Genomic DNA, 19,917 nt, shown 5'->3' on the forward strand with positions numbered 1-19,917 from the left:
GCCTTTGCTAGCGTAAAGACCAGTCCCGACAACAGGAAGCGACCATGACCGCACCGCGAGTGGAAAAATTACGCCAGTTTATTCAAGACCTTGATGCCCTGCATCGCGAATTTGCCGATGAACAGCCCCTGCTCGACGCCGTGGCCCTGCGCCTGGCCGCGCTGGTGAAAAAGGATGACTGGCTGCCGGAGGAGTACACCCTGCCGCATCCCCACCACTATCAGCAGTATCTGCTGCATGCCGATTCCGGACAGCGTTTTTCCATTGTCAGCTTCGTCTGGGGGCCGGGGCAATCGACGCCGATTCACGATCATCGGGTGTGGGGCGCCATCGGCATGCTGCGGGGCGCGGAGGAGAATCAGCGCTACCGCCTGGACGAGCGCGGCCAGCCGGTGGTCAGCGGCGTTGCTGAACGCCTTTCCCCAGGCGAAGTGGAAAAAGTCTCTTCCCGCGACGGCGATATTCACCGGGTGAGCAACGCCCTCGCGGATAGCGTCTCGATCAGTATTCACGTTTACGGCGGCAATATCGGCGGCGTCAGGCGAGCGGTTTATACCCCGGAAGGCCTCGTCAAACCTTTTGTCTCCGGCTACTCCAACCGCCACTTACCCAATATCTGGGATCTCTCAAAGGATAATTAATATGCCCACCTGTTCTTATCGCCCGGCCGCCCAGCTGCGCCAGGCGCTGCTGGACGGCGCCGAGCTGGCGCTGATCGACGTTCGCGAAGAGGCCGACTTTGCCCGCAGCCATCCGCTGTTTGCCGCTAATCTGCCGCTAAGCAAGCTGGAGCTGGATATTTTTCGGCGCGTGCCGCGCCTGACGACGCCGATTACCGTCTATGACGGCGGCGAAGGTCTGGCGGAGCGGGCCGTCGAGCGCCTGCAGAGCTGGGGCTACGAAGATGTCGCCCTGCTGGAAGGCGGCCTGCCGGGGTGGCAGCGCAGCGGCGGAGAGCTGTTCCAGGATGTGAATTCGCCGAGCAAAGCGTTCGGCGAGCTGGTGGAGAGCGAGCGGCATACCCCCTCGCTGAGCGCCGGGGAAGTGCAGGCGCTGCTCGATGGTCAACAGGAGGTGGTTGTCGTCGACGCGCGCCGTTTCGATGAGTATCACACCATGAATATTCCCGGCAGCATCAGCGTGCCCGGCGGGGAGCTGGCGCTGCGCATTGAGGGCCTGATTCCATCATCGCAGGCGACGGTGATCGTCAATTGCGCGGGGCGCACGCGCAGTATTATCGGCACGCAGTCGCTGCGCAATGCCGGTTTGCCCAATCCGGTCTACGCACTGCGCAACGGCACCATCGGCTGGACCTTAGCCGGGTTTGACCTTGAGCGCGGCCAGCAGCGGCGTTATGACGCCGATTTTCGCGCCCCAGCCGAACGCGCGGCGGCGGTGAGGCAGCTGGCGGAGCGAGCCGGCGTCGCCTTTATAGACAGCCCAACCCTTCAGCGCTGGCTGCGGCAGCCCGCCCGCACCACTTACCTGTTCGACGTCCGCAGCCCGGAGGAGTACGCCGCAGGTCATCTGCCGCTGAGCGTTAGCGCGCCCGGCGGGCAGCTGGTGCAGGAAACCGACCATTTCGCCAGCGTGCGCGGGGCGCGCATTGTGCTGATTGCCGATGACGAGATACGCGCGCCGATAACGGCGTCCTGGCTGGCGCAGATGGGGTGGGAAGTGGCGGTATTACGCGATGCGCGCGCGGAAGATTTTAGCGAGCGCGGTACCCCCGCAGGCCGCGTACCGCCGGGTCCGCAGGCGGAGGAGATTGCCCCGCAGCAGCTGGCGGCACAGCTGAGGGAGCCGGGAACCGTGGTGCTGGACTTTACCACCAGCGCCAACTACGTCGCCCGGCATATTCCCGGCGCTTACTGGCTGGTACGTTCACAGCTGCGCCAGGCGCTGGAGGTGCTGCCTTCCGCCGAGCGTTACGTTGTCACCTGCGGCAGCAGCCTGCTGGCCCGCTACGCGGTGCCTGAGGTTGCGGCGTTAACCGGTAAACCGGTGCAGCTGCTGAGCGGCGGCACGCTGGCGTGGATTGACGCCGGGCTGGCGCTGGAGCATGGCGAGACGCATCTGGCGACGCCGCGCAGCGATCGCTATCAGCGCCCGTATGAAGGTACCGATAACTCACCCGCGGCAATGCAGGCCTACCTCGACTGGGAGTTCGGCCTGGTTGAACAGCTGAAGCGCGATGGCACGCACGGGTTTAAAGTATTGTGATGTCCCCCCGCTCGCGCTGCGCTTAGCGGGGCTACGGGCTCACTGCCGTCTGCCATACCGTAGCCCGGACAGATGCGCAGCATCGCCTCCGGGAAATTATGCCGCACTGCACTCTGCTCCCGGGGGCGGCGCAAGCGCCTGCCCGGGCTACAGGTCCACTGCCGTCTGCCATCCGGTAGCCCGGACAGATGCGCAGCATCGCCTCCGGGGAATTATGCCGAACTGCGCTCTGCTCCCGGGGGCGGCGCAAGCGCCTGCCCGGGCTACAGGTCCACCGCCGCCTGCCATACCGTCGCCCGGACAGATGCGCAGCATCGCCTCCGGGAAATTATGCCGAACTGCGCTCTGCTCCCGGGGGCGGCGCAAAGCGCCTGCCCGGGCTACAGGTCCACTGCCGTCTGCCATACCGTAGCCCGGACAGATGCGCAGCATCGCCTCCGGGAAATTATGCCGAACTGCGCTCTGCTCCCGGGGGCGGCGCAAGCGCCTGCCCGGGCTACAGGTCCACTGCCGTCTGCCATACCGTAGCCCGGACAGATGCGCAGCATCGCCTCCGGGAAATTATGCCGCACTGCACTCTGCTCCCGGGGGCGGCGCAAAGCGCCTGCCCGGGCTACAGGTCCACCGCCGTCTGCCATACTGTAGCCCGGACAGATGCGCAGCATCGCCTCCGGGTAATTATGCCGCACTGCGCTCTGCTCCCGGGGGCGGCGCAAGCGCCTGCCCGGGCTACAGGTCCACCGCCGTCTGCCATACCGTAGCCCGGACAGATGCGCAGCATCGCCTCCGGGAAATTATGCCGCACTGCACTTTGCTCCCGGGGGCGGCGCAAAGCGCCTGCCCGGGCTACAGGTCCACCGCCGTCTGCGAACCCGTCGCCCGGGGAAGGGCCGCAATCAGATCTCCGGGGTATTTTTAAAGCCCATCAGCATCAGCATCGGCTCCTGCTGCGCCCCTGCCGGGTCGAAATGATAGCGATTGCCCTGACGGTCGCCGCCGATATACCACGAGATCTCGGTTTTGCCTTCCGCCAGCGCCTTGCGCACCGCTTTATCGACATCCACCATCCGGTATTCGCGTTTGGAATTGAGGTACAGCGACGCCTCCGAGCTGTAGTTGCAGGGCGGGCGATGATTCCAGGTCACGCTGTTCGCGCTCCAGTCGTTGCTCGCCGGATAGAAAAAGATCTGATCCGCGCCGTTGGTTTCCACTTTTCCGCCGTAGATCCGCAGCTGATATTTAAACAGCGAGGCGTCCTGATCCTGAGGCAGCGGCGGGATAGGGAATTTCACCAGCGTCATGGTTTCCGGATTGTGCGTGCGCCCGCCGTTTTGCCAGTTATCGCTGACCACCAGGTTTTCCGGCGCGGGATGGGCGACCGTCGGCGCGGTGCTGTCCACCAGCGCATTCTCCTTCACCGTCGTGAAGCGATACGGCACCGCGCTGCCGCAGTCGATCCCCTTGTTCATGCAGCGCTCGGTCATATAGTGCGCCCCCTCCACCGTCCAGCCGTTCATAAAATCCGCGTGCGCCGTATAGATACTGCCCCAGCGCTCTTCGCGCTTCTCACCGTCCATGATCGGATCCAGGGAGAGCTGAATCTTCGCGGTATCCAGGGATGTAATCTGCGGCAGAACGTAGGCCACATTCATATTCACCGTCGGGATTTTCACCGGATAGTCGCTCGGACAGGCGCCGTTGACGTCGTATGCCGCGTTACTGTGTCCGTGAGCCGGTTTGAGGTTGACCCCATCCCAGCAGTTGGGGAACTGAATACCGATATTAAACTGTACCGCATCGCCACCTTTCCGCAGCCCACAGACTTCGCCGGCCTTGTTGCTGTAGCCTTTGCCGTTAGCGCACAAAAAGGTGATGCGCGAGCTGGGCGCCGAACCGTGGTGATCGCCCGCCAGCAGTTCGAGACCCGCCGGGAACGGGTGCAGCGGATACTGTTCCACTTTGGTGGTCTGATAGTAGGTTTTTTGATACGCCGGCGTCACCACCTGACCATCCGGCAGCTTCATCGATGGCACCCAGTAGGCGGAACCGTCGGCCTTGTTATCGCAGGTGGTTTCCGGCTGGTCGCGCAGCGTCTGATAGGTGGAAACCGCATCGGTATGGGTATTACCAAAAAAATCATGCCACATGGCCTGATTCGGTTTGCCGAACATCATGATGGCGTCATCGCCCAACGTATGGTGATAAGCGCAGACCACGTGGGCCTGCGGGCCGGCATGAGCGGAAAACGCGCCGGCAACCAGCAGCGGCGCGAGAGTTAAAGTGAACGCGTTCAATTTCATTTTGCAATCCTCCTTGTTTGAAGGAGTGCAGAGATAGCAAACGCCCGCCGATGTTACACATCATCAAACATCATTTCGTCTCATCGGCCCGCCCCATCAGGCTCGCGCATGATCCATGAGTACTGAAATGACTTCGGCGCCGGGAAATGCGTGCGCCGACGAAACGACCCCAGCCGCTGCGGCGTGCAGTAGGTGCAGCTCCCCAGCCACTCCATGTTTTCCTCCGGTACGCCCGCGCTGCGCAGCAGGAGGTGGGCAAAAGCCCGCAGATCGAACCACGCATTGTCGCCCGCGGTCGCTTTCGCCTGCTCCCCCTCCGACGCCGCCTGATGGGACAGGAAGAGCTGCTCCCGATGGCGTTTTGCCAGCTCGCCGGCGGGCATCGCCAGCAGCGCCTGGTAGAAGTCGCCGGTGACTTCATAGCAGCAGGGGTGAATATGCGGCCCGCTCACCACCACCAGATCTTGCGGGTCGACGTGATAACGCTGAAACAGCGCAAGGCTATTTTCGATAATCCCGCTGGCCGCGCCGCGCCAGCCTGCGTGCACGCTGCAGACATAGCGCCCATCGCGCGACGCCATCAGCAGCGGCAGACAGTCGGCGGTCACCACGCCCATCTTTTGCCCGCTGACGGCGGTAAACATCGCATCGGCGTGGGGGCGCTCCGCCTGCGGCGCCCGATACTCATGTACGATATTGCTGTGAACCAGTTTAACCGGCGCCATTTCGCTATAGGGAAAGGCGGCGGTTTCATGAACGTCGAGAAAGGCGTAGCGGATACCGGGGATATCGCTCAGTAAGCGGGATGTAAAAGACATGATGCTCGGAAGAATCAATGGATGATGATTTAACCTATGCCAAAGTAGAGAGATGCGCAAGGCGGATTCCCGGGCTACCAGTCCGGTAGCCCGGGCAAGGCGCGGCTTTACCGCGCCGCCCCCGGGAATCAGCGAAAATGCTCAGGCCAGCGCCGTGCGCTTTTGTCGGCTCATCAGCCAGAACACCGCCGCGCCCGCCAGCAGAATGCCGGGAGCGGACGCAGCCATCACCCCGACGGTGCCGGTGCCCAGCGCCAGCATTTTGCCCGCCAGCAGCGGACCGCTCATCGCGCCGAGGCGGCCAATCGCCACCGCCGTCCCCACGCCGGTGGCGCGGATTTCGGTGCGATAGAACAGCGGAGCCAGCGCGTAAAGCACGCTCTGGCCGCCGGTGGCAAACAGTCCGGCGACAAAGCCGGAGAAGAGCATTGCGGTCAGCGAGGACGCGGTCCCCAGCGCCAGCAGCGACGCCAGCATGCCGGTATAGATCAGCAGCGACATCCACAGCGGGCTGAGCTTATCCATCAGTGCCCCCAGCAGCAGCGTGCCGCAGGCGGCGCCAAACTGCAGGACAAACATCACTCCCGCCGCCTCGCTGGGGCTGAACCCCTGGCCGACTAACAGCATCGGCAGCCAGTTGATCAGCATATAGACCACCAGCAGCGTGAAAAAATAGCACAGCCACAGCAGCAGCGTGGCGGTAGCGTTGCCCGGCGCGAGGAGCGTGCGCAGCGGCACGCCCCGCGCGCTGCGCTGAAACACCGGCGATTCCGGCAGCCAGCGCAGCAGCAGCGGCACCAGCAGCAGCGGAACGATACCGCCGATCCAGAACACCGTTTGCCAGGCCGCGGCAAGGCCGAAAAAGCCCAGCGCCGCCGCCAGCGCCGCGCCGATGGGGACGCCGCAGTACATCAGGCTGACCGCCCTGCCGCGAAAGCGGGGGCCGGCGGCCTCGGAGGTTAAGGCAATCAGATTCGGCAGCGCCGCGCCCAGGCCGACGCCGGTCAGCAGCCGGGCCAGCAGCAGCGTGGGATAATTCCACGCCAGCGCAGTAGCGATTGAGAACAGGCCAAAGAGCAGCACCGAGCCCAGCAGAATTCGCTTGCGGCCATAGCGATCCGCCAGCATGCCGCCCACCAGCGCGCCGGGCAGCAGGCCGAGGATCCCGACGCTGAAAATCCAGCCCATCTGCATTTTATCCAGCGCGAACGCCTGCGCCATGCCTACGGCGGCGATGCCTGCCGCCTGCAGATCCAGCCCTTCCATCAGGGCCACCATAAAACAGAGCCCGACGGTTAACATCAGGCGCGAATTGCTTGCAGTCGTTGTTTGGGTCATAGGGTACCTTTGCGATATCCGGACAAGCGGAGCAGGTGAATGGCGGCTGATACGTTGCCAGCCGCGCGTTGCTTTTATTTGCTGCGGTTAAGCAGATCCAGCGCGACGTCGACGATCATATCCTCCTGACCGCCCACCATCCGCCGCTTGCCGAGCTCGACGAGGATATCCACCGCGCTCAGGCCGTAGCGCCCGGCGGCCGCTTCGCTGTGGCGCAGAAAGCTGGAGTAAACCCCGGCATAGCCCAGCGCCAGCGTTTCGCGGTCAACCCGCACCGGGCGATCCTGCAGCGGGCGCACCAGCTCATCGGCGGCGTTCATCAGAGCATACAGATCGGTACCGTGATTCCAGCCGAGCTTATCGGCGGCGGCGATAAACACCTCCAGCGGCGCGTTGCCCGCCCCGGCCCCCATCCCCGCCAGGCTGGCATCGATACGGTCGCAGCCCTCTTCCACCGCGGCGATGGAGTTGGCCACGCCGAGACTGAGGTTATGATGCGCGTGCATCCCGGTGGCGGTTTCCGGCTTCAGCACCGCCTTGAGGGCGCGGAAGCGATCGCGAATATCGTTCATGTTCATCGCCCCGCCGGAATCCACCACGTAAATACAGGTGGCGCCGTAGGATTCCATCTTCAGCGCCTGCTGCGCCAGCTGTTCCGGGGAGGTCATATGGCTCATCATCAGGAAGCCGACGGTGTCCATGCCCAGCTCGCGGGCGAAGGCGATATGCTGCGCGGAAACATCCGCCTCGGTGCAGTGGGTCGCCACGCGCACCACCCGCGCCCCGGCCTGATACGCGTTTTTCAGGTCGTGCAGGGTGCCAATGCCGGGTAGCAATAAAGTGGCGATCTTCGTCTGGCTGACCGACTCCGCCGCCGCCTCAATCCACTGCAGGTCGCTGTACGCGCCGAAGCCGTAGTTAAAGCTGGAACCCTGCAGACCGTCGCCGTGGGCCACCTCTATCGAATCGACGCCCGCGCAATCCAGCGCCCGGGCAATCTGGCGCACATTGTCGAGCGAGTATTGATGACGAATCGCGTGCATCCCGTCGCGCAGGGTCACGTCTGAGATATAGAGTTTTTTGCCGTTCATGCTGCTTCTCCCGCCGCGTCGTTCATCGCCTGGGCCATTTTTTCCGCCGTCGCCAGCGCCGCCGACGTCATAATATCGAGATTACCCGCGTAGGCTGGCAGATAGTGCGCCGCCCCTTCGACCTCGAGATAAACCGCCGTTTTCAGGCCGGAGAAGCGGCCGACGCCCGGCAGGTTTACCGGTTTATCTTCCGGGATGACCTCAAACTGCACCTGCTGCTTCAGGCGATATCCCGGCACGTAGGCCTGTACCGCCGCCGCCATCTCGGCGATCGACGCGGCAATCGCCTGCTGCGATGCCGCTTCGCTCAGGACATAAACGGTATCGCGCATCATCAGCGGCGGCTCCGCCGGATTCAGCACGATAATCGCTTTGCCTTTCGCCGCGCCGCCCACTTTCTCAATGGCCTGCGAGGTGGTTTCGGTAAATTCATCAATGTTGGCGCGCGTCCCCGGCCCGGCGGATTTGCTGGCAATCGAGGCGACGATCTCCGCATAGTGCACTTTTGCCACCCGAGAGACCGCCGCCACCATCGGGATGGTGGCCTGGCCGCCGCAGGTCACCATATTGACGTTGCCTTCGGCCAGATTGGCCTCGAGATTGACCACCGGCACGCAGTACGGGCCGATGGCCGCCGGGGTCAGGTCGATCACCCGGATCCCCGGCCTGGCTTCCCGCAGCGCGGCGTCGTTTTTCACGTGCGCTCCGGCGCTGGTGGCGTCAAAAACCACATCGATATCGGCGAATTCCGCCATCTGCATCAGGCCGCCAACGCCCTCGTGCGTGGTGGCGACGCCCATGCGCCGGGCGCGGGCCAGGCCGTCGGACTCGGGGTCGATGCCGACCATTACCGCCATCTCCAGGTGCTGCCCGTGGCGCAGAATTTTGATCATTAAATCGGTGCCGATATTGCCGGAGCCGATAATGGCGACTTTACGTTTACTCATCACTCTCTTCCTTTTTGGCGACAAAGGTCGCCGCCACTGAACCTAAACCGTCGATATGGGCGGCAAAACGATCGCCGGCGGTAATCGCCATCATCGGGCCTAACGCCCCGGTCAGCACGATATCCCCTGCCCGCAGCGGCTCGCCGAGGCTGGCCATTTTGCGCGCCAGCCACACCGCCGCGTTCAGCGGATGGCCAAGACATTCGCTGCCGCGCCCGCTGGAGACCTCTTCCTCATTACGGGTCATGCGCATCGCGCAGTTTTTCAGATCCAGCCCATCCGGGCGCCGCGCCGGGCTACCCAGCACGTAAACGCCGCAGGAGGCGTTATCGGCGACCGTATCGACAAAGCCAATCGACCAGTCGCGAATACGGCTGCCGACCACCTCCAGCGCGGGAAGCACCCAGTCGATGGCGGCGTACAGTTCATCAAAAGTGGTATCGGCATGCGGCAGATCGCGTTTCAGCACCAGGGCGATTTCGGCCTCCACTTTCGGCTGCAGCACCCGGGAGAACGGCACATCGGCGTTATCGCCGTAGCACATGTCGGCAAACAGGGTGCCGAAGTCCGGCTGGTCAACGCCCAGCTGCTGCTGCACTTTAGGATGGGTCAGCCCCACCTTGCGTCCCGCCACCCGGCGGCCGTTCGCCACGTGGTGCTGCACGTTCATCCGCTGGATGGCGTAGGCCGCTTCCGCGTTGTCAACGCCGAGCGCATTGCGCAGCGGTTCAATCGCCTTGCCGCGGCTTTCCGCCTCACGCAGACGCTGCGCCAGTTGTTCAAGAGATAAGGTTGTCATCAGCACTCCTCAGGTACGCGCCAGAAAATCGAGCACCAGCTGGTTAAAGCTCTCCGCGTGCTCCCACTGCGCCCAGTGACCGCAGTCGCGATAGATATGCAGTTCGGAACCGTTAATACCCGCCAGCAGGCGCAGCCCGGCGTCCATCGGTACAAAGCGATCGTTACGCCCCCAGACGATCAGGGTCTGCGCGCGGATTTCGCCGAGACGCGGGCTAAAATCCGGGAACTGCTTCGGGTTGGCTTCCAGGCTTTGGACGAAATTATCCAGATGCTCCCGGCGCGACAGCATATTATTGAGGCGCGCTTCAAACAGCGCGTCGGTCAAATCGCGGGTATCGAAGACAAAGATGTTCATCATCTTTTTCAGGTTTTCGATGGTCGGCTCACGGTACAAGCCGTTCAGCAGCTTGATGCCTTCCGTCGGCATCGGCGTAAACAGGCTCATGCCGCCGGTTCCGCCGCCCATCAGCACCAGTTTGCCGACGCGCTCCGGCCAGCTGAGGGTAAAGGCCACCGCGCTGTGTCCGCCCATCGAATTGCCCAGCAGATGCACTTTGCTGATATCCAGCTGGTCAATCACGCTTTTCAGCACCCTGGCGTTCAGGTCGGAACGGGAGCCGCGGTTGACGATAGAATCGCTTTTTCCCCAGCCGGGGCAGTCCAGCAGAATGACCCGGTAGCCCGCCTCGACCAGCGGGTCGATATTGCGGCTAAAGTTGGCCCAGCCGGTAGCCCCGGGGCCAGAGCCGTGCAGCAGGACCACGGTTTCGTCGCCCTCGCCGCAGTCATTAAAATGGATGCGTAATGTTTCTCCGCCCTCTTCCACGCTGAGGAAACGGCTGGTGGCGGCTTCGGTTTGCGGTTGGTAGCTCATCATATTCTCCCGTTAATTCAGTTCTGCGCGGCGGCGCTCAGCGAGCCAAATCCGGCAATCCACTCGGGGATTGGTCGGTAATAGCGGCCTTCGCAGCGCCAGCGGCCAAATGCGGATAGCGCGGCAAAGGCGGCCACCCAGGTTTTAATTTCGTGCGTCGATTTCCCGGCCATTGCCGACAGCTCTTCGTTACTGACGGCATCCAGCTCCGCCAGCCGCCCCTGCTCCAGCAGGCTCATAAAGCGGGTATCCCAGACGGGGTTGAGCGGATAGAGCGAGTTCTGGTCCTCGATAAACTGCTTCGCCGCGCTGATGACCCGCTGCTGGCGCAGTTCACGCTCGTCCGGCGGCAGCTGCCTGCCGCTGCCCAGCAGCCGGTCGCGCATATGGGCATCGGCCTTCGCCAGCTCCGGTACCGGCGGCTGATGCGACAGGCCGCCGGAGCCGAGGATTAATACCCGTTTATTGAGGGTGGTCAGGAAGCGGCCAATGGCTTCGCCCAGCATGCGGGTGCGCTGAAAGCCCGGCAGCGGCGACGCCACGCCGTTGATAAACACCGGCAGAACCGGCAGGGTATCCAGCCCGCCGAGCAGGAACTCCAGCGGTTGCGCAAAGCCGTGATCCACCTGCATGCAGTAGGAGACCGCCAGATCGATGCCCTCTTTCATCACCGCGTGGGCGCAAGCCTCCGCCAGCGCCGTCGGCACCGGCAGGACGCCGCTGGCGCTGCTGAAGTCGCCGATAGCGGTCGCCCCGATGCCTAAACAGAACGGCGGCATCACATCGTAGAAAAAGCCGTTGTAGTGATCGGGAGCAAACAGCACCACCAGCTCCGGGTCGAAGGCGGCAATGCGCGCCCGCGCGTCGGCGATAGTGCCGTTCACTTCGTCCAGCACCGCCTGTTCCGGGTCAACGTAGCCCACCAGCGGGGTATGGGAGAGGCAATGAAGATATGCGTTCATATCAGGCCACCTGTTCAATCGTTGTTGCCGCCTGCGCGGAAACCAGCTGCATCTTGCTCGCCAGCGCGTCGAGCTTTTTGCTCAGGGTTTGCGGGATGGCCACGGTGGCGACGAAGCGGTCCGGACGCACCACGGCAATGGCGGTATCGTGCTGCGCGAACCAGCTTTTCAGGCGGTTTTGCGTATCGCCGACGCGGATAACGCCGGGCACGTTGTCCTGATCGCAATGAATCTGCACCTCCGGCACCACCTGGATAAAGCGCACCCCGACCGCGCGCCAGCGGGCAATTTGCTCATCGTTGAGCCCCCACTGCGGATTACAGCCCCAGGCGATAATGGCGAATCTGGCGCCAATCACCTCATCGAGCAGCGTCACCTGCCCGTTTTCCAGCGTCACCTTCGGCTGGATAAACATTTTGCCGACCGGGGACGTTTTGCTTTCGCCTTCCGCCAGCAGCGCGCCGTCGCGATACTGCGGCATCGGCTTGAAACGCATTTCAAGGAAGTAGCGTTTAACCGGCGGCAGATAGTTGAGCAGCCACGAAACGCCGTCGCGCACCGCGCCGTGCCAGCGTTTCGGCGGCGCCAGGACGTTGCCGGCGGTGACCGACAGGTCGATCATCGCTTTGGCGTGATCGCGCCGCTCCTGCTGGTAGCTGTCCAGCAGCGCCTCTCCGGCTTTGCCGTTCACCACCAGCGCCAGCTTCCAGGCCAGGTTAAAGGCGTCGCGCATACCGCTGTTGTAGCCCTGCCCCTGCCACACCGGCATGATGTGCGCCGCGTCGCCCGCCAGCAGTACGCGATCGACGCGAAAGCGTTCGGCGATGCGCGCGTTGTGGGTGTAGACGCGCTGGCGAATCAGCTCGACGTTATCCGGGTCCGGCAGCACCTTGCTCAATAGCTGGCGCATCTTGTGCGGCTCGCTGAGCTGGGCTTCGGTTTCTCCGGGCATGACCATAAATTCGAAACGCCGTACCCCGTGCGGCAGCGCGGCGGAGACGTACGGGCGCACCGGGTCGCAGCACAGGTAAACGTGCGGCGTCGCCAGCGGATCGTTGGCGATATCAATAACAATCCATTGATTCGGCGCGGTTTTGCCTTCGAAGGGAATATTCAGCGCACGACGAATGAAGCTGGCTCCTCCGTCGCAGGCCACCAGCCAGTCGGCGCGCACGGTTTCCCGCTCGCCGTCGCTGCCTTTGAGGTTCAGGGTGACACCGTCACTATTCTGGCTAAAGGCCTCTACTTCGCGGGAAAACAGGCAGCGCACGTGGGGGAAACGGCTGAGGCCGTCATACAGCACCGCGTCCACCTGCGGCTGAATAAACGCATTGCGGCGCGACCAGCCAAACTCGTCGGTCATCGGCTGAATATCGGCAAAGCAGCGCCCTTTCGGGGTGAGAAAGCGCATCGCGTGCCACGGCGTAGTATGCGGCAGCACGTTGTCGACCAGCCCCACCGCCTGCATCGCCCGCAGCGCCTCATCGTCGATACCGATGGCGCGGGGATAATCGATCAGCGACTCGAGCTTCTCAATCAGCACGACGCTGACGCCCATCTGCCCGAGGTAGTTGGCGATGGTCAGGCCAACCGGACCGGCGCCGGCAATAGCGACCTGCGCGCTGTGCTGTACCGCGGGTTGAATATCAGGATTGGATGTTGTCATTTTCAAAACCTCACGCTTCGGACAAATTGCCGTCACCGCACAACCTTCAGCAGGGCGACTTGTTAAATAAATGTGAATTTATTTTTATTGTGAGGTCAGTATAGGGTCAGTGATTTGCGCTACAATCAAAACATTACCGGATGTGCACCAGGTGCACATGATTGTTTATAATAATTTTTATTGAGGACGCATGAACGAAAACGCTTCGGCAGATTACAAAACGGTGCGCGGATTGAGCCGCGGATTATTGTTATTAAATTTGTTAAATAAATTCGACGGAGGCGCGACGGTCGGCACCCTGGCCGAGTTTAGCGGCCTGCATCGCACGACCGTCAGGCGGCTGCTGGAAACGCTACAGGACGAGGGTTACGTGCGCCGCAGCCGCTCCGATGACAGCTTTCGCCTGACGATTAAAGTGCGTCAGTTAAGTGAGGGATTTCGTGACGAACATTGGATTTCTGCCCTCGCCACGCCGCTGCTTGGCGAACTGCTGCGCGAGGTTTTATGGCCGACCGATATCACCACCCTGGACGTCGATGCGATGGTGGTGCGCGAAACCACCCACCGCTTCAGCCGCCTCTCCTTCCACCGGGCGATGGTCGGCCGCCGCCTGCCGCTGCTGCTGACCGCTTCGGGATTAACCTGGCTGGCCTTCGCGCCGGAACACGAACGAAGCCCGATTGTTGAGATGCTGGCCGCCCGGCCGGAAGCGGAGTATCAGCTGGCGCGCGAGCCGGAAAAGCTGGCCGCCATCCTCGAACGCACCCGGCAAAACGGCTACGGCGAAAACTTTCGCGGCTGGCAGCAGGAGGAGAAAATCGCTTCCATTGCCGTCCCCATTCGCCGCCAGCAGCGGGTTATCGGCTGCCTGAACCTGGTCTATATGGCTAAAGCCATGACCATTGACCAGGCGGCGCAAAAGTATCTCGCCTCGCTGCAGAAGGTCGCTACCCGCATAGAAGAACGGATGTCCGATGAAGAGGTGTTTTACCAATAACCTTGTCCATAGGGGGTAAATCGCCCGCCAGCCATTGCGCCCGGCCTCGTTATATATTTTAATATACAGCGATTCTTCCTTTGCCGCTGAGCCCATCATGTCCAGACATCCGCGCGTTTTCTTTGCTATGGCGCTGTTAAGCGCCAGCCTGTTCACCGGTCAGGCCTTTGCCGACCGCACCCTCACCGACCAGCTGGGTCGTGAAGTCACCCTCCCCGACCACGTCACCCGCGCCGTGGTGCTCCAGCATCAGACCTTAAACCTGCTGGTGCAGCTTAACGCCGCTGACGACGTCGTCGGCGTCATGAGCAGCTGGAAAAAGCAGCTTGGCCCGCAGTTTGCGCGCTTTATGCCGGCTATTGAGACACTACCGATGCCGGGCGATCTGACGCAGGTCAATATCGAGAGCCTGCTGGCGCTGCATCCCCAGGTGGTGTTCGTTGCCAACTACGCGCCGCAGGCGATGATCCAGCAGATCCAGGGCGCCGGGATCCCGGTGGTGGCGGTCTCTCTGCGCCAGGATGCCGCGGGTGAGAAAAACAAAATGAACCCGACGATGGCCGATGAAGAGCAGGCCTATAACGAGGGGCTGAAACAGGGGATCCGCCTGATTGGCGAAGTGGTCGGGCGTCAGGCTCAGGCCGAAGCGCTGATTCAATACACCTTCAGCGCGCGCAGGCTGGCTAACGCGCCGGTTGCCGATATTCCGCAAAACGAGCGGGTGCGGGTATATATGGCCAATCCGGACCTCAACACCTACGGCTCGGGCAAATATACCGGCCTGATGATGAAGCACGCCGGGGCGCTGAACGTTGCCGCCGCCAGCATAAAGGGCGCGCGCCAGGTCTCGCTGGAGCAGGTGCTGCAGTGGGATCCGCAGGTGATTTTCGTACAGGACCGCTACCCGGAGGTGGTCAAACAGATACAAAACGACCCGCAGTGGCAGAGCATTGACGCGGTCAAAAATCACCGCGTGTGGCTGATGCCGGAATACGCCAAGGCCTGGGGCTACCCGATGCCGGAGGCGCTGGCGATCGGCGAGCTGTGGATGGCGAAAAAACTCTACCCCTCACGCTATAACAGCGTCGATGTCGAGGCGAAGGCGCGGGAGTACTATCAGCGTTTCTACCGCGTGAAGTGGACGCCGGATGCGTAGTCATCGTCATCCGGCCCTGCTGCAATGTACCCTCGCGCTGGTGACGATCGTGATTGCAATCGCTTCACTCTGCCTCGGGCAGTATCCGTTAAGCCTGGCGGAAGTTTTTCGCCAGCTGGCGCATCTTTCTCCCCTCGACGGCGTCGCCGGCCAGGTGGTGTGGTCGGTGCGGCTGCCGAGGATCGTGATGGCGCTGCTGGCCGGCGGCGCGCTGGGGCTGTGCGGGGCCACCTTACAGGGCGTGTTCCAGAATCCGCTGGTGGACCCGCATATCATCGGCGTCACCTCCGGTTCCGCCTTCGGCGGGACGCTGGCGATTCTGCTGGGGCTGAACGCCGCGCTGATGATGGCCTCGACCTTTCTCTTCGGCCTTGCCGCGCTGATGCTGGTCTATCTGATAGCCGCGCTGCAGGGGCGCGAAAGCACCCTGGTACTGATCCTCTCAGGCATTATCCTCAGCGGCTTTTTTGCCGCCCTGGTGAGCCTGATGCAGTACCTGGCCGATAGCGAAGAGACGCTGCCGAATATTGTTTTCTGGCTGCTCGGCAGCTTCGCCACCGCCAGCTGGCACAAAGTCCTGCTGATGGCGCTACCGGTAGCCTGCGCCGCGATGGTGCTGTTTAAGCTCCGCTGGCGGATTAACCTGCTGGCGCTGGAGGAGAAAGATGCCCGCGGTCTGGGGGTTGCGGTGACCGGGCTGCGTCGCGGGGTGCTGGTGTGCTGCGCGGTGCTGGTCGCCGCTCAGGTGGCGGTCAGCGGCAGCATCGCGTGGGTCGGGCTGGTGATCCCGCATCTGGCGCGGCTGCTGGCCGGCGCCGACCACCGGCGTCTTCTCCCTACCGCCTTCTGGCTCGGCGGCGGTTTTATGATCGTCGTCGATGACCTCGCCCGCACGCTGATCCAGGCCGAAATCCCCATTGGAATCATCACCGCGCTTCTTGGCGCGCCGCTGTTTACCTGGCTGCTGGTGCAGTCGCGACGCACAGGCGCGCGCTGATGACCCTTTCCCTACAGTTAAGCGACCTGCTCTACGGCCACAGCCGACCGCTGTTCGCACCGCTGAACCTGCAGTGCCGTTCCGGCGATATCTGGGCGGTGCTCGGCGCTAACGGCCGCGGCAAAAGCACTCTGCTCGATACCCTGACCGGCGTACTGACGCCGCTCGGCGGTGGGTTTACCTGCGCGGGCGGTCTCGCCATCGTGCCGCAGCATTTTCGCCCGGCTTTTGGCTGGCAGGTGCGCGACGTGGTGCTGATGGGACGGGCGCGCCACGTTAATCTGTTCGCTCAGCCAACAGCGGAAGACGAACGTGAGGTGCAGAAGGCGCTGGCGCAGCTGGGGATCGCGGCGCTGGCCGACAAGGTGTTTTGCGCGCTGTCCGGCGGCCAGCAGCAGCTGGTGCTTATCGCCAGGGCGCTGGTGGGCGCCAGCCAGAATATCCTGCTGGATGAACCCTGCTCGGCGCTGGATCTGGCCAATCAGCAGCTGGTGCTGCAGCTCATCAGCGACCTGGCCCATCGCCAGAAGCGCACGGTGCTGTTTACCACGCACGATCCGACCCACGCCCTGCAGGTGGCGAACCAGACCTTGCTGCTGCTGCCCGACGGTGAATGGCTGGCGGGAGAATCAGCCGCCGTACTGACGGAAGCGAATCTTCAGCGCGCGTATGGTTTAGCGGTACGCAAAGTCCATCCCCCCGGGTCGGCGCTGCCGCTGCTGGCTCCGCAGTTTACGATTCGTCGCTGATAGGCAAAAAACCGGCGTCTTTCAGTAAGCGCTGCCCCTCCGCGCCGAGGATAAAGCGGCACAGCCGCTGCGCCCCGGCGCTCTGTTCAATCTGCGCCAGCAGATAGTCGCAGCGAACATTCCACGCCGGCGGAATAAGCAGCGTGCGCAGATCGCTGCACGCCGCCATCTGCGCGGCGTAGTGCGCATAGCCGATAAACAGATCGGTTAAGTTTTCACGGATCAGCCACGCCCCGGCGATTTCTCCCGCCGGCACCGGCAGCGAGTCGCGGCCGCCTACCAGCGGACGCGCGCGCGCCATCATGGCGGCGCCGACGCCGGGACAGCGCTCTTCAATGTGGGAGAACAGCTGCCAGGTGTAGTCGCCTGAAGGGTCGCAGCCCGGCGTTGAGGTTGCCAGGCGTAGGTCCGGGTCGCTGAGCAGCGCCAGCCACTCCCGCGTCTCGGTTGTTGCGCCGTGGCGGGCGGTCAGCATCAGCTGATTCCGGGCGAACAGATAGCACGCCCCGGCCAGCCCGGCCTGACGCAGCGCCTGCGGATGTTGGCTATTGGCCGAGGCGAACACCGAGCACGGCTCTCCGCCCTCAATGCGCTCGCGCAGCAGCCCTGCCGGACCAAAATGGACCTCGACCGGGATGCCGGTCTGTTGCTGAAAGCGCGCCAGCAGCGGAATGAAAGCGCTTTTCAGGCTTCCCGCCGCCAGCAGCGTTAGGGAGGGAGTCATAACAACCATCGCTATATAGTCATAAATACAGCGCTATAATAACGCAGGTTCAGGTCATTTCAGTAGCGAATTTCCGCCAGTTCGCGCAGCTGTTCCGGCGTCGCCACCGGCAGGTTAAAGAAGCGCAGATAGGCCGGGATCATTTCAAACAGCATGTCGGTGCCGCGCTGAATGGGGCAGCCCGCCGCCTGCGCCGCCTGCAGTAGCGGAGTGAACTCCTGGGCCATAACCACTTCGCCGACAAAGGTGCCCGGCGTCAGGCGCTGCGGTTCCAGCGGCAGCGGATCGCCCTCTTTCATCCCCAGCGGCGTGGCGTTGACCACCAGATCGTGCCCCTGCGGATCGCGCTGCATCAGCGTAATGTCCAGCCGAGGATAGTGCTCAAGCAGACGCCCGGCCAGCGCTTCCGCCGTCTGCGAACAGATATCGTACAGCGTCAGGGCGCTGACGCCCGCCGCCGCCAGCGATGCGGCAATGGCCGAGCCGACGCCGCCGCTGCCCACCACCAGCGCCCGCGCCCCTCGCGTCTCGAAACCTTTACGCGTGATACCGAGGACAAAGCCTTCGCCGTCAAACATATCGCCGCTCAGCGTGCCGTCGGCTTCGGGACGAATCGCGTTACAGGCGCCCGCTATCGCCGCCGTTGGGCTAAGATGCTGCACCAGCCCGCAGGTGGCGATTTTGTGCGGCATGGTGACCAGCGCGCCAATAATATTGGTCATCTTAAACAGCATCGGCACAAAGGCGGCGTAATCCTCAGGCTTGACGCCCATCGGCACCACTTTGGCGTCAACCTGCTGATGAACCAACCACGGGTTGTAAATCATCGGCGCTTTAAATTTCGCGGTCGGATAGCCAAGATGCGCTATCAGCCGCGTATTTCCACTAATCACCATTCCCTGCTCCTTTAACAACGACTGCATCACGTTACTGCGAAAGTTCGATACGCTTGACATCGCCCAGGATAAAGACATAAGCCGCCACGCCCAGCAGCGCTGCGCCGCCGATATAAATCAGCGCGTAAAAGAAGTTGCCGGAGGCGGCAACAATGAAACCGATAATCAGCGGCGTCAGGATCCCGGCGAGGTTAGCGCAGAAGTTAAACAGGCCGCCGGTCAGACCGCCAAGGCCTTTCGGCGCGATGTCGGAGATCAACGTCCAGCCCAGCCCGACCATCCCCTGACCAAAAAAGGCGAACGACATCACCAGAATCACTGCCAGATCGCTGGTCAGCCAGTTGGCGGAGATAATGGTGCTCGCCATTAGCAGACCGGCAATGATCGGCAGCTTACGCCCGAGGTTCGCCGAGCCGGTGGCCTTCAGCAGCTTATCGGAGACCCAGCCGCCGAACATCACGCCGCCCGCCGCCGCCAGAAACGGCATGATGGCGAAGAAGCCGACCTTAATCCACGGCATATGGCGCTCGGTGGCCAGATAGGTTGGAAACCAGGTCAGGAAGAAGACCAGCACCGTATTACCGGCAAACTGCCCGATGCTGGCGCCGAGAATCTGCCGTTTCGCCAGCAGCTGGCGGATCAGCGGCCAGCTAAAGGCGGTATGCTGCTCTGCGCCGGTGGACATTCCGCCGCCGTTGACGATGTGCTCGCGCTCCAGCTGATTGAGGTGTTTATCCTCATGCGGCTCGCGATAGCAGCGCCACCACACCAGCGCGAACATCACGCCGGCGGCGCCGACGCTAATAAACAGCGCGCGCCAGCCAAAGCTGCCCATTATCCAGAACAGCAGCGGCGCAAAACAGGCCAGCCCGAGATATTCGCCGACGGTATAGATCGCCGTCGCCTTGGCGCGCTCCTGCTGCGGGAACCAGGCGCTCACCACCCGGCTGTTCACCGGGAAACAGGGGGCTTCGCTGACGCCGAGGCCAAAACGGCACAGCAGCAGGGTTTTCAGGCCGACCGCCAGGCCGTGGAACAGGGTGAATAGCGACCACAGGGTCAGCGCCAGAAAATAGGTGACTTTATTACCGAAGCGGTCAAGAAAGATGCCGCCGGGGATCTGCGCCAGCGCGTAGGTCCAGGCAAAGGCGGAGAATACGATGCCCATCATCGCGGCATCAATACCCAGCTCTGCGGTCAGCTGCGGCGCGGCAATCCCCAGCACCGTGCGGTCGAGATAGTTGATCATGGTACCGACCGCCAGCAGCGCAAGGATACCGATACGCCGCCGGGAAGGCCGCGCGCCGGACGCGGCGGCCGCCGTCGTGTGATTATGGCTATAAGAGTTCATAGTCGTTTCCTGTCATAGGGTACAGCC

The 19,917-nt window shown here is 62.7% G+C and carries 18 protein-coding genes; 6 read left to right on the forward strand and 12 right to left on the reverse strand.

Annotated features, from left to right (window positions below; all coding sequences use genetic code 11):
• The first annotated feature begins 44 nt into the window (after positions 1 to 44).
• Positions 45 to 641, forward strand: coding sequence for a cysteine dioxygenase (locus BJF97_RS16800; protein ID WP_032694744.1), 597 nt, complete (start codon positions 45 to 47; stop codon positions 639 to 641).
• A 1-nt stretch (position 642) separates the two neighbouring features.
• Complete coding sequence (locus BJF97_RS16805) at positions 643 to 2,223, forward strand: rhodanese homology domain-containing protein (RefSeq protein ID WP_014838732.1); 1,581 nt, start codon at positions 643 to 645, stop codon at positions 2,221 to 2,223.
• Positions 2,224 to 3,119: 896 nt separating this feature from the next.
• Here the strand turns inward: BJF97_RS16805 and BJF97_RS16810 are convergent.
• From BJF97_RS16810 to BJF97_RS16850, 9 genes are all read right to left on the reverse strand, one after another.
• Complete coding sequence (locus BJF97_RS16810) at positions 3,120 to 4,523, reverse strand: DUF1996 domain-containing protein (protein WP_014229692.1); 1,404 nt, start codon at positions 4,521 to 4,523, stop codon at positions 3,120 to 3,122.
• A gap of 80 nt (positions 4,524 to 4,603) precedes the next feature.
• A complete protein-coding gene (locus BJF97_RS16815; RefSeq protein WP_014229693.1) occupies positions 4,604 to 5,341 on the reverse strand; it encodes a polyphenol oxidase family protein in 738 nt (245 codons plus the stop codon).
• A gap of 141 nt (positions 5,342 to 5,482) precedes the next feature.
• The gene (gene mhpT / locus BJF97_RS16820) at positions 5,483 to 6,679 is read right to left on the reverse strand and encodes a 3-(3-hydroxy-phenyl)propionate transporter MhpT (RefSeq protein WP_014229694.1); all 1,197 of its coding nucleotides are present in this window, start codon (positions 6,677 to 6,679) and stop codon (positions 5,483 to 5,485) included.
• Between the two features lie 74 nt (positions 6,680 to 6,753).
• Complete coding sequence (gene mhpE / locus BJF97_RS16825) at positions 6,754 to 7,770, reverse strand: 4-hydroxy-2-oxovalerate aldolase (protein ID WP_014229695.1); 1,017 nt, start codon at positions 7,768 to 7,770, stop codon at positions 6,754 to 6,756.
• Positions 7,767 to 8,717, reverse strand: coding sequence for an acetaldehyde dehydrogenase (mhpF, locus tag BJF97_RS16830; protein ID WP_025108198.1), 951 nt, complete (start codon positions 8,715 to 8,717; stop codon positions 7,767 to 7,769). Before mhpF ends, mhpE begins: the two co-directional genes overlap by 4 nt.
• The gene (gene mhpD / locus BJF97_RS16835; protein WP_032694054.1) at positions 8,710 to 9,516 is read right to left on the reverse strand and encodes a 2-keto-4-pentenoate hydratase; all 807 of its coding nucleotides are present in this window, start codon (positions 9,514 to 9,516) and stop codon (positions 8,710 to 8,712) included. The genes mhpF and mhpD overlap by 8 nt, the downstream gene beginning before the upstream one ends.
• 9 nt (positions 9,517 to 9,525) lie before the next feature.
• The gene (gene mhpC / locus BJF97_RS16840) at positions 9,526 to 10,392 is read right to left on the reverse strand and encodes a 2-hydroxy-6-oxonona-2,4-dienedioate hydrolase (protein WP_014229698.1); all 867 of its coding nucleotides are present in this window, start codon (positions 10,390 to 10,392) and stop codon (positions 9,526 to 9,528) included.
• A 17-nt stretch (positions 10,393 to 10,409) separates the two neighbouring features.
• The gene (gene mhpB, locus BJF97_RS16845; protein WP_004851708.1) at positions 10,410 to 11,354 is read right to left on the reverse strand and encodes a 2,3-dihydroxyphenylpropionate/2,3-dihydroxicinnamic acid 1,2-dioxygenase; all 945 of its coding nucleotides are present in this window, start codon (positions 11,352 to 11,354) and stop codon (positions 10,410 to 10,412) included.
• A gap of 1 nt (position 11,355) precedes the next feature.
• A complete protein-coding gene (locus BJF97_RS16850) occupies positions 11,356 to 13,020 on the reverse strand; it encodes a bifunctional 3-(3-hydroxy-phenyl)propionate/3-hydroxycinnamic acid hydroxylase (RefSeq protein WP_038424635.1) in 1,665 nt (554 codons plus the stop codon).
• A 190-nt stretch (positions 13,021 to 13,210) separates the two neighbouring features.
• Between BJF97_RS16850 and BJF97_RS16855 the strand changes: the two genes are divergently transcribed.
• The 4 genes from BJF97_RS16855 (at position 13,211) to BJF97_RS16870 (ending at position 16,919) form a co-directional block, all read left to right on the forward strand.
• Positions 13,211 to 14,017 carry a DNA-binding transcriptional regulator gene (locus BJF97_RS16855; RefSeq protein WP_004851713.1) on the forward strand — a complete coding sequence of 269 codons (807 nt, stop codon included), beginning with the start codon at positions 13,211 to 13,213 and terminating at the stop codon, positions 14,015 to 14,017.
• 97 nt (positions 14,018 to 14,114) lie between these two features.
• Positions 14,115 to 15,173 carry an ABC transporter substrate-binding protein gene (locus tag BJF97_RS16860; RefSeq protein ID WP_032694056.1) on the forward strand — a complete coding sequence of 353 codons (1,059 nt, stop codon included), beginning with the start codon at positions 14,115 to 14,117 and terminating at the stop codon, positions 15,171 to 15,173.
• Positions 15,166 to 16,170, forward strand: a complete 1,005-nt coding sequence (locus tag BJF97_RS16865; RefSeq protein ID WP_014229702.1) for a FecCD family ABC transporter permease — start codon at positions 15,166 to 15,168, stop codon at positions 16,168 to 16,170. Before BJF97_RS16860 ends, BJF97_RS16865 begins: the two co-directional genes overlap by 8 nt.
• A complete protein-coding gene (locus BJF97_RS16870) occupies positions 16,170 to 16,919 on the forward strand; it encodes an ABC transporter ATP-binding protein (RefSeq protein WP_032694057.1) in 750 nt (249 codons plus the stop codon). The genes BJF97_RS16865 and BJF97_RS16870 overlap by 1 nt, the downstream gene beginning before the upstream one ends.
• Here BJF97_RS16870 and BJF97_RS16875 read toward each other — a convergent pair.
• The 3 genes from BJF97_RS16875 to BJF97_RS16885 are packed head-to-tail and all read right to left on the reverse strand — an operon-like array spanning position 16,903 to position 19,890.
• The gene (locus BJF97_RS16875) at positions 16,903 to 17,643 is read right to left on the reverse strand and encodes a substrate-binding domain-containing protein (RefSeq protein WP_032694058.1); all 741 of its coding nucleotides are present in this window, start codon (positions 17,641 to 17,643) and stop codon (positions 16,903 to 16,905) included. The two genes, BJF97_RS16870 and BJF97_RS16875, sit on opposite strands and share 17 nt — an antisense overlap.
• A gap of 59 nt (positions 17,644 to 17,702) precedes the next feature.
• Entirely contained in the window at positions 17,703 to 18,539 is an 837-nt protein-coding gene (locus tag BJF97_RS16880; RefSeq protein ID WP_077253361.1) for a shikimate dehydrogenase family protein, read from the reverse strand.
• Between the two features lie 31 nt (positions 18,540 to 18,570).
• Positions 18,571 to 19,890: an MFS transporter gene (locus BJF97_RS16885; RefSeq protein ID WP_014229706.1), complete on the reverse strand. Its 1,320-nt coding sequence runs from the start codon at positions 19,888 to 19,890 to the stop codon at positions 18,571 to 18,573.
• Between the last annotated feature and the right edge of the window lie 27 nt (positions 19,891 to 19,917).

The sequence above is a fragment of the Klebsiella sp. LTGPAF-6F genome (assembly GCF_001753185.1).
Taxonomy (GTDB): domain Bacteria; phylum Pseudomonadota; class Gammaproteobacteria; order Enterobacterales; family Enterobacteriaceae; genus Klebsiella; species Klebsiella michiganensis.